The sequence below is a fragment of the Mycoplasmopsis glycophila genome, from assembly GCF_900660605.1.
In the GTDB taxonomy this organism is placed as follows: Bacteria; Bacillota_I; Bacilli_A; order Mycoplasmatales; family Metamycoplasmataceae; genus Mycoplasmopsis; species Mycoplasmopsis glycophila.
Genome location: NZ_LR215024.1, coordinates 47,500 through 60,836, shown reverse-complemented (window position 1 = coordinate 60,836; position 13,337 = coordinate 47,500). Strand labels below are relative to the sequence as shown.

Here is a 13,337-nt window from a genome sequence, read left to right as displayed (position 1 = left end):
ATACACATATTAACATATACATATTATTTATTTACAAAAATTAAAGAAAGGGATTTATGAAATTCACAATTAATAAAAACACAATCGAACCAGTTGTAGATTTTTTATATAGTTATATTGATCAAACAAGCTCTTCTCATTCAGGTAAAAATATCGGTATTGAAATTGATTCAAGCTCATTAAAATTCACAATCAGTAACTCAATCTTTGGAGTTAAAAAAGAACTTTTAGTTGATGAAGATAAAATCAAACTAGAAAATTCAGGACGCATTCTTTTAAATGCACATGTTTTAAAAAGTATTATTAAAAAATTTGATAATTTCATAACTATTGAAGTTAAAGGTGAAACTGCTTTATTATATGAAGGTAGAACAAAATTTGAAATTTCATCATATGAAGATCATAAATTCTTTATGTTAGATTTTAGTGATTCTTATAATAAAACCGAAATTGATTCAGCTAGTTTAGAAAAAACAATTAATGATGTTTTTATTTCAACTATTTCAAACACAGATAAAGCAAATAGTAATTCAGTATTCAAATGCATTCATATTAAAAGCGACAATGAAAATCAAATACGTTTTAGTGCAACTGATTCATATCGTATGTCAACAGAAAAATTAAAATTAAATAAAAACATTGATATTAATATTTCTGCTGATGCTAAAGCTCTTAAAAAATTAATAACAAAAGAAACCCCAAAGAAAATCTTTTTATTCTTTAATAATAGTAAATTTGGTATTTCTTACAAAAATACAATAATTCAAATTAATTTAACTAATATACCTTTTCCAGAAACTGCAGGATTTTTTGATTTTGAACACATTAATGTTGTTAAAATTGACAAAAACGAACTTTTAAAATTAATTAACAAAGCAGTTTTCTTGATTACAGATAAATCAAGAAGATTAGAATTTAAATTCACTAATAGCGGAATTGATCTATCATTTGAAGTTCCAGAAGTAGGAAGTGCAAATGCATTTACAAACAAATATGAACTTGAAGGGCCGGAATTTGAAATGGATCTTGATTTTAATTATTTAAAAGATGCGTTAAGTGTGTTGGAAAATGATACAATACATATATATATTTCAAAAGAATACAACAAGTTGCTATTAATTTCAAATAAGTACAAAAACAACAAACAACTTATCACCCCATTAAGAAGATATTAAATAAGGAGAATGATGGTAGTTAAAATCAAAGGAGACTCAATCAAAGTTAGTCAATTCTTAAAAAAAATCGAAGAAATTCAAACAGGTGGAGCAGCAAAAGGATTTTTACAAAATAATGAAGTAAAAATTAATGGAGAAACCCCAAAAGGAAGATCTAGCAAAATTAGACCAGGCGATGTTATTTGAGTGTTTTCTATGAAGCTCGGTTACGCCAAATTTCAAAAGAGCTTCTTGGTGCGATTTTGTACCATAACCTTTATTTTGGTCTCACTTATATTCAGGGTGTTTAAACGAGTATTCTTCCATTAAGCTATCTCTAAAATATTTAGCAAGAATGCTGGCAGCACCAACAGAGATAGCGATTCCATCACCTTTAACTAGATTGATTTGATTTATATTTTCTAAATCTATTTTTTCATAATCTGTTATTACTATTCCACCTAACTTTTCGAGATTATTAATAGCTTCTTTCATACCTTCTTTTGAAATTTGTTTTGGATTATATTTTGAATCATAATCTTGACCTACAACAACTATTTTATAATCGATAGCGACTTTTTTAATGTATTCAAAGAGCTCTTTACGTTTTTTGTGCGTTAATTTTTTAGAATCATTTATTCTTTTATCTTGAAAATCAACAGGTAAAGTAACTGCCGCAACAACAACAGGACCAGCTCATGCTCCTCGACCAGCTTCATCAACACCAGTAACTGTTTTATATTGTTCTTTAAGGTTTTTAATTTCGTAATCTAACATATTTAAATTATAAAAAAACAAAGCAAAAACTTTGTTAATCGATCTTAAAATTTAGTTTACATACTTTTTTTAGATTATCTTGACCATAAATTTGCGAAAACTCTTTGACTTTTTGTTTAACTTGTGAACTTGCACCAAGTGGAAAAGTGAAGTTTCACTCCTTTTCTTGACTATCCATAGCAAGATAGAGTGCATAGCGAGCTATTATTGAAGCACAAGCAACAGAAACATGTATTTCTTCAGCTTTTTCCAAAAAAAGCACATTCATATCTAAATCTTTTATTTTAAAAACATTTTGGTTTTGAACTATTTTTGAATAGTATTTATTGATTGAATTAGTAGTTGAGTATTTATCAACAACAATAAGTGAAGGGTTATTGGTTTTTGTAAGTAAGGAATTTAAAACATTAATATGAGAAAAAAACTTCATTTCATTTGAATTGTAAAAATTAAGTAACTTGTTATACCCTTCTTGAGTTAATCGGTAAATTGAATATTTAATTTTATCCATTAATAATGGAGCGATTTTCATGATTTGATTTTTAGATAATTTTTTAGAATCTTTTACACCAATTTCTATACATCAATTAATTAAATCATTAGGTACATACGCAGCGCAAGAAATCAAAGGTGTAAAATAATCTCCAACACCAGTTTCATCTACTCCGATTACTTCTTCTTTGTTTAAATCAAACAATAATAAACTATCAAAAATTTTCATAATTATTCTTCTTCTGTAAATTTAGCAACTTTCTTTTGTCTTAATCTTGATTTTTCAATCTCTTCTTCTGGATTATCTAAAAATTTGTTAATATATCAACCAACCCCGCCATCTTTATTTGTTTTTGGAATACGGATTGTTGCGTATTTTTTAACATCTTTAGAAGCGTTTGACATAGCTACAGAGATATTAGCTACTTTAAACATAGGAACATCATTAAAACCATCTCCTAAAGCGATTGTATTTTCTACATCTACGTCATAGTAACGAATTAGCATACTGAGTGCTTTACCTTTATTAGCTGTAATGTTAGTCATGTCAAAAACAGGTGATAAACCTTCACCTTTTGATCAGTATGAGAATTCAGCTAAATCACCATAACGTCTTTTTAAATACTGTCTTAATTTTTCAACGTCTGTAGTTTTTTGGACGTCAAAAATAATACCTGTAGGCATTAAAGGTAATTTATGAAAGTCTAAACCAATTCTTAATTTTGAAGTTGTTGTGAATCCGAAAACTTTTTCTAAATCTTCATCTCTGTGTTGTAATTGTACTCAATCAGGTCCTTCGATTGCGATATTAGAAATTTCAGCTTGAACTTTAGGATCACCTAAAATATAAAGCGCTTCATTAAGGTTTAAATATTTAATGTATGGTATAAATTCATCATCATAAGGGTGGTGAATGTGTGCTCCGTTATAGTTAGAAACAACTGTTGATAAACCTAATTCATCATAAATAAATTTAGTACTTCTTCAAGGTCTACCTGTTAAGATACAAACAATATGCCCTTCATCGGTTGCTCTTTTAATAGCAGCAACAGTTTGGTCGTGAATTTGACCTGTTGCACTGGATTTTAATGTTGTTCCATCTAAATCGATAGCGAATAAAAATCTTTTTTTATTATTAACATTTGAATTTCTTAAAACGTCTTTCATATTACTCTCTTTCTTTTAAAAAATGTAAATTTTTTTTTAATATTTAAAGTTAATAAATTATACACTTTTTTTCAAAATATGGTTTTGTTTCCATATAACAACAACCAAAAAATGAAAAAAATTTACATTTTAAATAAACACGAAAAATCAAAATAGTTATTTTATTTTAAATATAAAATTTTTATAATGTTAAAATAATTGTAATAAATTAAATTGTAGATTTAGTTTGAAAACCAAGGAGAGCCAATGAAATACAAGCGGATTTTATTAAAACTTTCAGGTGAAGGTTTTGCTAATAAAGAAAAACATTTAGCTATTGATTACGAACTTGTTTCAAAAATCGCTAAACAGCTTAAAGAGGTTGTTTCAAAAGGGGTTGAAGTTTCTATTGTTATTGGTGGAGGTAACTTTTGACGTGGAGCTTCTGCTGAAAAAAACGGAATTCCTAGAAATAGAGCTGACTACATTGGGATGTTAGCAACTATTATGAACGGTTTAGCTTTACAAAGCGGATTTGAACATGCAGGACTTAAAGCTAGAGTGCAAAGTTCTTTAAATATTGATAAAAGAGTTGCTGAATATTATATTAACGAAAAAGCTACAAAATACCTTGAAGAAGGAGAAGTTGTTATTTTCGTTGGTGGAACAGGAAGACCTTATTTCACAACAGATACAGCCGCTACTTTATATGCTTCTGAAATACAAGCAGATGTTATTTTGATGGGTAAAAATAATATTGATGGTATTTATGATTCAGATCCAAAGAAAAATCCAAATGCACAAAGATTTGATCACATTACTTATGATGAAATTTTAGAAAGAAGCTTACAAGTTATGGATTTAACAGCAACAAGTATGGCGAGAGATAATAATATTAATTTAATTGTTTTCAACTTACTAGAAGAAAATTCAATAATTAAAGCTCTTGAAGGTACAATCAAACATACGGAGGTCACAAAATAATGGAATTCGATTTATACTTAATGGAATTTGAAGAAAAAGTAGAAAAAGCTATAAGTCATTATCGTTTTGAACTTTCTAAAATTTCAACAGGAAGAGCTAATCCTCAAATAATCAAAGGGATTAGAGTTAATTATTATGATGTTATGACACCACTTGAAGAATTAGTAAATATTAGTGTTCCAGAGCCACAACAATTATTAATTAAACCTTATGATATTACTTCTGTTAAAGAAATTTTAAAAGCTTTAGATAAAGCAAATTTAGGAATTACACCAGTTGACGAAGGAAACCAAGTGCGTTTAACTTTTCCGGCTTTAACAACAGATCGCAGAAAAGAAATGGTTAAAAGTATTTCTAAACACACAGAAGCAGCTAAAGTTGGTGTAAGAAATGCTCGTCAAGATGTTAATAAATCAATCAAAAATGATGAAGAATTATCAGAAGATGTGCAAAAAAATTATTTAGATAGAATTCAAAAATTAGTTGATAAAGAAATTGAAAAAATTAACGAATTATCAAAAGAAAAAGAAAACGAATTAATGAACAAATAAGAAAGTCGCGAAATATAGCCGCGATTTTTTTATCTTAAAGAAAAATAATATATCATATAAATAATATGTATGACACTATAGCAGCAATTAGCTCGGGAATGCACATAAACCAACCTATTTCAATAGTGAGAATTTGCGGTCCTGATGCGCAAGAAATAATTAAAAAAATATATAAAGGAAAAATAGGTAAAGACCACGAAATTACTTACGGACACATTTATGACAACGATGAATTTGTTGATGAAGTTTTAGTAATGTGATTTACTGGAAAAGAAAAGGAAGGAAAAATAATTTACAACAACTTTGTTGGCGAACCAATTATCGAGATAAATTGTCACGGCGGAATTGTTGTAACAAACAAAATATTAGAACTTCTCTTAAATAATGGAGCAAGACTAGCTGAAAAGGGTGAATTTACAAGAAGAGCCTTTTTAAATGGAAAAATGGATCTAGTTAAAGCGGAAGCAATACACGATTTGATTTTCGCAAAAACTTCAAAACAAGCAGCAGCATCTGTTAATCGTTTTAAAGGTAAAACAAGCAACTTAATTGATAAATTTTTATACGATTTAGCCTACCTTATAGGTGTTTGTGAAGTTAATATTGATTATCCAGAATATGAAGATATTGAAAAAATTGAAACTAAAACAATGTTAGAAAAAATCAAAAAAATGATTGCAGAGTTAAAAACAATTGTGAAAGTTTCAGAAGATTCAAAATATATTTTTGAAGGGGTAAAGGTCGCAATTTTAGGTAAACCAAATGTTGGTAAAAGCAGTATTTTAAATGCTTTATTAGCAGAAGATAAAGCTATTGTGACAGATATAGCAGGAACTACAAGAGATTTAGTTGAAGCTTCATATCAAATCGATGGGATGCTTTTTAAATTAATTGATACTGCAGGCCTTCGTAAAACAGAAGAAAAAATCGAACAAATCGGAATTCAAAAATCATTAGCTCAAATTGAAGAAGCTGATCTTGTAATACACGTAATTGATCCGTCACAAAACGAAGATGAGTTTGATCAAATTATTGAAAATGAAACTAAAAATAAAGGTAAATTCTACATTAAGGTGCAAAACAAAAAAGATTTAGGATTTGAAAATCGTGATCAATTAGTTCATATTTCAGCGAAAAATAATGATATTAAAGAGCTTGAAGATGCATTGGTTCAAAACTTTAAAAATATTGATATTATGGACGAAAGAATTTTTAACAACACAAGACAATTATCTTTAATCAAAGATGCTTTAAGATCAATGCAAGAAGCTGAAAATGCACTTGAATACGATCAAACTTTTGATCTTATTATGATTGATCTTTATAATGCTTGAGATTCACTTCAAAATATTAAAGGAAATGTAAATAGAGAGGATTTATTAGACATCATGTTTAGTAACTTTTGTTTAGGTAAATAATATGGGAAAAAAGAGAAATAAATTTATTGATGCACACTGTCATTTAAGTTTGGAATTTTATAAAAATGAAGCAATTATTGACGAAATCATTTTAGCTGCAGAACACAATAGAATAGATTTTTTTATAGTGAATGGTGGGCACGAACAAGAAAATCACTATGTTAAAGAGTTAGCGAAGAAATATGATATTATCAAACCTTGTGTTGGGTTCCATCCAGAAGATAAAGTGCAAGGAAATGAAGGAGAAAAACTAGAAAAATTAATTGACTCTTCAGTTGTTGCGGTTGGAGAAATTGGATTAGAATACTTTTATGATTGAGGTTCAACACGTGAGCAACAACTAAATAGTGTTAAAAGTCAAATTGCTATTGCTAAAAAATACGATTTACCTGCTGTTGTCCATTTAAGAGACAAAGAAAATTGCTATCAAGCATATGAAGATTTTTATCAAATAATGCAAGAAAATAAAGATTTAAGAGTTATGCTTCACACTTTTGCTGGAAATAAAGAATGAGCACAAAAATTTATGGAATTTAAAAATTTATATTTCTCTTTTAGTGGTGTAGCTACATTTGGAAGTGCAGAAACCACAAGAGAAGTTATTAAAGAAATTCCTTTAAATAGAATTTTAGTGGAAACAGATTCTCCATTTTTAAGAGTGCATCCATACACTGGTGAAACAAACGAACCTAATACGGTTTTATACGTTTATTACTATGTAGCAGGTCTAAAAGGCATTGGTATGGAAAAATTTGTTGATAGAGTTAACCGTAATGTTCGTGAATTATTTAGGATTTCATAATGATTAAAAAAGAAAAATTTGCAAAAAAAGAATATGGTCAAAATTTCTTACATGACAAAAATTTTATTAAAAAAATAGTAAATGTTTTTGATTTTGAAAATCATGATGTTTTAGAAATAGGCCCTGGACGTGGAGCTCTAACTAAAGAGCTTGTCAAGAAAGCTAAAAAAGTTATTGCTTATGAAATCGACCAAGATATGGTTAATGTTTTAAATCAAGAAATATTAGCTGACAATTTTGTTTTAAATCATGAAGATTTTTTAAAAAGCAATCTCAAAGAAATCAATAAAAATACATACGTTATCGCAAACATTCCCTACTATATTACAACCGATATACTTTTTAAATTGTTTGAAAATAGAGATAAATTTAAATGTTTATTATTAATGGTTCAAAAAGAAGTTGCTCAAAGAGTGGTTGCTAAACCTAATCAAAAAGACTACTCAAAATTATCTTTAAGTTCTCAATATTTAGCTGATTGCAAAATTGAGTTTATTGTTCCATCAGGTGCGTTTGTGCCTGCTCCAAAGGTAGATTCAGCTATTTTATCTTTGGTTTTTAAAAACGAAGACAAAACAAAAGATTGAGATGAATTAAAAAACTTTTTTAAACTCTGTTTTTTAGCACGTAGAAAAAAACTTTCTTATGCACTTAAAACTGTTTATTCGCAAGAAAAAATTAATTCAGCTTACCAAAAACTTGGTTTTACAGATAATATTAGAATTCAACAACTTGATCTATCGCAAGTGATAAAACTTTATGAAAATTTAAAATAAAAAACGCAAAAACGCACAGAAGTTTTTGTGCTTTTTCTATAATCTAATTAGATATAAAAAATAAGGTGGTATTTAGAATGAAAAAAATTAAAATCAAATTAAAAAACATTGAAAATTACGAATTTGAAATTTTAGAAAGCGCAGAAAAAGGTGATTATTTTTCACTCAAAGATTGAGATGTTTCTGATCAAGCGTCGATAATTGATTATTTATCAAATGCTAGAGATGATTTTGGACAAAACATTAAAAAACAGTTTAATGCAGAAATTAAAAATAACCCTTATGTTGTTAATTTGGAAAAAGATCATTTCAGTGAAATTAAAGACAAAGAAAGCAAAATAAAGGAACTTGAAAATATAATTAATTCAATTAAAAAAGAAACAGAATTAGAATTTAAAAATAAACTTTCAGAAGCACAATTAAAATGACAAGAAGAGAAAAATAAAGAAATTGAAAAAATTAAAAACGAATCTCATTCAAAAATAGAATCAATGACAGCAGAGCTTAACAAAAAAGAGCAAAAAATTCAATCTGCAGAGCTAGAAAAAGAAACAATCAAAGTAAAACAACAAGCTGAATACAATGACAAATTACTTAATGAAAAACAAAAATGACAAGAAGAGAAAAATAAAGAAATTCAAATCCTTATAGAACAAAAAAATAAAGAAATAAAAGATAAAGAAGAACAATTAATAAAAGTAGAAAAAGAAAGAGATGAACATAAAAATAAATATCTTGGATTTATTGAAAGAAAATCTCAAGGTGGAACAAAAACATGAGGAAATGATTTTGAGGATGATGTTTTTGGTATTCTTCAAGAAACGTTTGGACATTTAGAAGATGTTGAATATCACAAGACAACAAAACCAATAAATGGACAAATGCCCGATTTTGAAGTTGTATTTTATGATCGTAACAATAGCCTAGAGATTGGAAGAATTGTAATTGAATGTAAATCTTTAGAAAATCAAGAAAGCTCAATGAAAAATGAGAAATTTTTCCCAAAACTCGAACAAGACAGAATTAGACACAAAGCAAATTTTGCCATTCTCGTAACTGAAGTTGAACCAAATAGCGACTTTTTTATAGTTAATCCGAGAGATTACAAAAACCTTTATATGATTCGGCCAGGTGTTCTTGCACACTTATTAAAACTATTTTATTTAATGGCTAAAAAACAAAACGAAGAAGAAAAGAAATTACAAACATACAAAATCAAAACAGAAGAAAAAGAAAAGATTTTAAAAGAATTTGATAATTTTAAAACAAAATTATTAGACACACACCTTAAGAACATTAAAAATAACATTAAAGATATTGAAGATTATTTAAGCAAAATAATTAAAGCTGCTGAAGATGCAAAAGATAGCGCAAGAAAAATACAAAATACCCACTTTGAAAACGCTTATAACTTAGTTGAAAAATTTGATATTAGAAAAAAAGTAATTACACCACTTATTGAAAATGGACATTTTGATGATCCAAGTAATATTGCAAGCCTTGAAGAACAAGATTCTAATCTTTTGGAGATAAAAAATAATGAACAATAATGAGCATCAAATTAAATGAAGTAACTTTAAAAAGATTTTTGATAAAAATCCAGTTTTAATTTTCGAGACTAACGAATCATTATTAGAAAAAATCCCTAAAACATTTGATTTTGATAGCGAAGATGAAATTGATGAAGATGAACAACAAGAAGAGGTTTTTTCAGAAGAAGAAATTGAAACTTTAATTGAAAAAAATCTTTGAAAAGAAGCGGAATTCAATGCTAAAAGCTATGAAGAAATTAGTCACAATTTTGACTGATTTGACATTGATGATCAAAAAAATACCGCTGAATTTGAAGAAAAATACATAGTAGTTAAAGCAAATGCTTTTAATAAATACAAACTTAAAGCGATTGAGTTTTATCTAAACAAAAATAAAATAAATCCATCAAAAGTTAAATATATTAGTATTAAAAATAATTTAGAAGCTAGAATTGCGCTCACAAAAGAGATGCTTTCGAATATTGATGTTGATGTTATTATCAACCCTTGTTTTGAAACAAAAATCCAGTATAAAGATAAAACGCTAGTTTTCCAACTTAATAACAGTATTTACGACAAAAAAGCAAAAAAAATTATTGATATTAACTATAGAAGTACAACTTTGGTCACTGATAATTACAAATGTCTTTACACATATCTTTGTCTTAAAAAAAATGAAGAAACTAAAGATCTTTTAGAAGATTATAGCGTGATAATTATTGACCCACTTGTCAAAACAAACAAGAATTTCTTAAAAAATGAAATTATATTTTATGAAGCTTTTGCATCGGTTTATAATGAAAACAAAACAACATCTAAAAGTGAAGAATTATCTGTTTTGAAAAAAATACTAATTGATTCTGGTTTAATTGCGCTTTACGATGTTGCTACAAATACTTTTGATACTAAAAATAGCAAGTTTACGTTTTTTAACACAGTTAAATATAACAATGCTTTAAATTGAAAAAACACTTGACCTAAAGGTGAATCTACAATTAAGTACCAACAATTTGATAGTTTATTTCAAATGCAAGAAGGATATGCCAAAAACAATGGATACATCTTTGAAACACCTTTAGAAATTATTGATTTTTACCCTAGTTTTGAATATTTCTATGAATATTTAAATAAAACAATAGACGAATTTAAAGATAAAAAACTAAATAGAGAAGCACTTAAATACTTTTGTTTTTCAAGCGGAGATTTTAAAAATAATTCAAAAAAATTTGCACTTGATATTCATAAACACAAAGAATGGTTTGAAGAACGAGCTTTTGATTATAAGTTCTTAAATAAAAAATATGAAGATGAAGCTAAAACTAACGATCGAGATAAATATAGTAGCAAATATGCTGGTATTAGACTCCCTAAATATATCTTGAAAGATCCTGAACTTAAAAATGCTTTACTTAATTATTTGGTTGGCGAAGACTATGCTAAACTTTCTGGAAATTACTACAATTTAGGACAAATTATTGGAAAAGACTTTATTGATTTCAAAAACAAAAAATTCTTTGAAACGGATGATTATTTTAACTTTAATATCGCTAATTTTATTAGAAAATTACATATCAAAGACGCTAGGGTTGTTTGATATGATTATGAGGGTTTTTCAGAGTTATTCCCTATTATGGATCATTTAAATCCTTATAACCAAATAATAAATCAAGTTTCTGTCATAGTCACAAAAAATGGACAAGAAGAAAAGTGTGTGAATATTGTTAAAGACACAAAAAACATCAAATTACAAGATCTTTGTGAAATGATTGAAGAAATATATTCAAATAAAGCTGATTATTTTGTGGTTTTCAATAAAAATTACGAAAATACTAGAAATAAAGAAATTTTAGAATTTGTTAGAAAATCACTCAACGATTTAACATTAGATAATGTAAATCATGATGTAAAAGAAAGAGCGAAAGAGTTTGCTAATTGATTTTTTACTAAATATAGTGGAATTGAAGATTTTGCAGAGATTATCAACCACATAAATAACAACACAATAGATTTAGCTGATTGTTTTGCAACAAAAGATATTAAAAAAGTTGCACAAATAATGAATTTTAATCAAGACAAAATTGATGAATATTACTTATTTGCAGCTAAAGATGGAAAAATAATTAATGAGGATACAAAAGGAGAAGATTTTGTTAAAAAAAATTCAGCTACATTCCAAAAAATGATGATTAGCATCAAATTTTTAAAATATTTCTTTTCAATTAAAAAGATAGAAAAATATATAACAGAAAACAAAATTATTTTAAGAAATATGATCAAACCTTATTCATCACTAAAAGAAGTTCAAAAAGGAACTGATGCAATGGAAAAAGCAATCCAAAGATATTTGGGTTCAATTGGGGACAATTTATGAAATGATGTTTTTGTGCCAAATTTAAAAATTTATTGTGAAAACGATGTTCGTGCAATGATGATGGTTTATGATTTTGTGATTGAGTTAATTAAATCTGCTCATCCTGAAATTGTTGAGTATGAATATAAGCTCAAAGATGAAAACGACTGATATATAATTGAAAATAACAAAATTAAGACGATAAAACTATAAAAAGAAGCAAGCTAAAAAGCTTGTTTTTATATTTTTAAAAAAAATTAAAAAAATGATACACACGGACGTGTTGTCGTGTATAATATGTAAGCTATTTATTAATAGAATTAGCCAACAAATTTTATGTTTTTATAGAATTTAAAACTTTTATCAACAAAAAAATTAAAAGAAAGGAAGTAGAAATGCCTACAACAAACCAATTAGTTACTAATGGTCGTAGTTCAAAAATTAAGAAACAAAATGCACCTGCATTGAACCTTAGCTACAACTCATTAATTAAAAAAGCTAAAAAAATGGCTTCACCATTTAAACGTGGAGTATGTACTCGTGTTGCAACAATGACACCTAAAAAACCTAACTCAGCGTTACGTAAATATGCCCGTGTTAAATTATCAAACGGAATGGAAGTTACAGCTTACATCCCAGGTGAAGGACACAACTTACAAGAACACTCTGTTGTTTTAATCCGTGGAGGACGTGTTAAAGACTTACCAGGGGTTAGATACCACATCGTTCGTGGAACACAAGATGCAGCAGGAGTTGCAAAACGTAACCAAGGACGTAGTTTATACGGAACAAAAAAAGCTAAACAATAATTAAACTAGCTTATTACATAAAAAACTTTTATTAAAAATCAAATAAATCAAAAAATAAATTAAGGAGAAGGAAAATGTCAAGAAAAAAACAAGCCCCTATCCGTGAAGTACTTGCTGATCCAGTTTTTAACTCAGTTATTGTTACAAAATTAATCAACCAAATTATGCTTGACGGAAAAAAATCAATAGCTCAAGATATTTTATATTCAGCTTTTGAAATTGTTAAAGAAAAAACAGGAAGAGAACCAATGGAAGTTTTCTTAGAAGCTGTTGAAAACATTACACCACAATTAGAAATTCGTACAAGAAGAATTGGTGGAACAAACTACCAAGTACCTACAGAAGTACCTGCTCGTAGAAAACAAACTTTAGCTCTTAGATGATTAGTTCAATACTCACGTTTAAGAAACGAAAAAACAATGGACGTGCGTTTAGCTAACGAAATTATTGATGCATCAAACAAAACAGGTGGAGCTATCAAAAAACGTGAAGATACACACAAAATGGCTGAAGCTAACCGTGCTTTTGCTCACTTCAGATGATAAT

13 protein-coding genes and 1 pseudogene are annotated in these 13,337 nt (G+C 27.5%); 11 read left to right on the top strand and 3 right to left on the bottom strand.

Annotated features, from left to right (window positions below; translation table 4 throughout):
* Positions 1 to 56: 56 nt before the first annotated feature.
* Together EXC46_RS00185 and EXC46_RS03795 are read left to right on the top strand one after the other, a co-directional pair.
* Entirely contained in the window at positions 57 to 1,175 is a 1,119-nt protein-coding gene (locus EXC46_RS00185) for a DNA polymerase III subunit beta (RefSeq protein ID WP_027333718.1), read from the top strand.
* A 9-nt stretch (positions 1,176 to 1,184) separates the two neighbouring features.
* A pseudogene (locus EXC46_RS03795) lies at positions 1,185 to 1,298 on the top strand (RNA-binding S4 domain-containing protein); the annotation flags it as partial.
* On the opposite strand, the gene EXC46_RS00175 reads toward EXC46_RS03795, so the two are convergent.
* The 3 genes from EXC46_RS00175 to EXC46_RS00165 are packed head-to-tail and all read right to left on the bottom strand — an operon-like array spanning position 1,281 to position 3,590.
* On the bottom strand, positions 1,281 to 1,931 hold the full coding sequence (locus tag EXC46_RS00175; RefSeq protein ID WP_129622103.1) for a ribonuclease HII: 651 nt from the start codon (positions 1,929 to 1,931) through the stop codon (positions 1,281 to 1,283). The pseudogene EXC46_RS03795 and the gene EXC46_RS00175 sit on opposite strands and share 18 nt — an antisense overlap.
* 34 nt (positions 1,932 to 1,965) lie before the next feature.
* Positions 1,966 to 2,652, bottom strand: coding sequence for a ribonuclease HIII (locus EXC46_RS00170; protein WP_027333721.1), 687 nt, complete (start codon positions 2,650 to 2,652; stop codon positions 1,966 to 1,968).
* 2 nt (positions 2,653 to 2,654) lie between these two features.
* Positions 2,655 to 3,590 (bottom strand): Cof-type HAD-IIB family hydrolase, encoded by a 936-nt coding sequence (locus tag EXC46_RS00165; RefSeq protein ID WP_044888914.1) that lies wholly within the window; start codon positions 3,588 to 3,590, stop codon positions 2,655 to 2,657.
* A gap of 246 nt (positions 3,591 to 3,836) precedes the next feature.
* Here EXC46_RS00165 and pyrH point away from each other — a divergent pair, with 246 nt between their 5' ends.
* From pyrH to rpsG, 9 genes are all read left to right on the top strand, one after another.
* On the top strand, positions 3,837 to 4,553 hold the full coding sequence (pyrH, locus tag EXC46_RS00160; RefSeq protein WP_027333723.1) for a UMP kinase: 717 nt from the start codon (positions 3,837 to 3,839) through the stop codon (positions 4,551 to 4,553).
* Positions 4,553 to 5,104 (top strand): ribosome recycling factor, encoded by a 552-nt coding sequence (gene frr, locus EXC46_RS00155; protein ID WP_027333724.1) that lies wholly within the window; start codon positions 4,553 to 4,555, stop codon positions 5,102 to 5,104. The genes pyrH and frr overlap by 1 nt, the downstream gene beginning before the upstream one ends.
* Positions 5,105 to 5,169: 65 nt before the next feature.
* Positions 5,170 to 6,522, top strand: a complete 1,353-nt coding sequence (gene mnmE / locus EXC46_RS00150) for a tRNA uridine-5-carboxymethylaminomethyl(34) synthesis GTPase MnmE (RefSeq protein ID WP_027333725.1) — start codon at positions 5,170 to 5,172, stop codon at positions 6,520 to 6,522.
* 1 nt (position 6,523) lies between these two features.
* The gene (locus EXC46_RS00145) at positions 6,524 to 7,324 is read left to right on the top strand and encodes a TatD family hydrolase (RefSeq protein ID WP_027333726.1); all 801 of its coding nucleotides are present in this window, start codon (positions 6,524 to 6,526) and stop codon (positions 7,322 to 7,324) included.
* A complete protein-coding gene (gene rsmA, locus EXC46_RS00140) occupies positions 7,324 to 8,100 on the top strand; it encodes a 16S rRNA (adenine(1518)-N(6)/adenine(1519)-N(6))-dimethyltransferase RsmA (RefSeq protein WP_027333727.1) in 777 nt (258 codons plus the stop codon). The genes EXC46_RS00145 and rsmA overlap by 1 nt, the downstream gene beginning before the upstream one ends.
* A gap of 77 nt (positions 8,101 to 8,177) precedes the next feature.
* The gene (locus EXC46_RS00135; RefSeq protein ID WP_129622102.1) at positions 8,178 to 9,650 is read left to right on the top strand and encodes a DUF2130 domain-containing protein; all 1,473 of its coding nucleotides are present in this window, start codon (positions 8,178 to 8,180) and stop codon (positions 9,648 to 9,650) included.
* Complete coding sequence (locus EXC46_RS00130; RefSeq protein WP_052353031.1) at positions 9,640 to 12,195, top strand: UU173 family protein; 2,556 nt, start codon at positions 9,640 to 9,642, stop codon at positions 12,193 to 12,195. The genes EXC46_RS00135 and EXC46_RS00130 overlap by 11 nt, the downstream gene beginning before the upstream one ends.
* A 182-nt stretch (positions 12,196 to 12,377) precedes the next feature.
* Complete coding sequence (gene rpsL, locus EXC46_RS00125) at positions 12,378 to 12,791, top strand: 30S ribosomal protein S12 (protein WP_027333909.1); 414 nt, start codon at positions 12,378 to 12,380, stop codon at positions 12,789 to 12,791.
* A gap of 74 nt (positions 12,792 to 12,865) precedes the next feature.
* Positions 12,866 to 13,336 (top strand): 30S ribosomal protein S7, encoded by a 471-nt coding sequence (gene rpsG, locus EXC46_RS00120; RefSeq protein ID WP_027333908.1) that lies wholly within the window; start codon positions 12,866 to 12,868, stop codon positions 13,334 to 13,336.
* Position 13,337 lies beyond the last annotated feature (1 nt).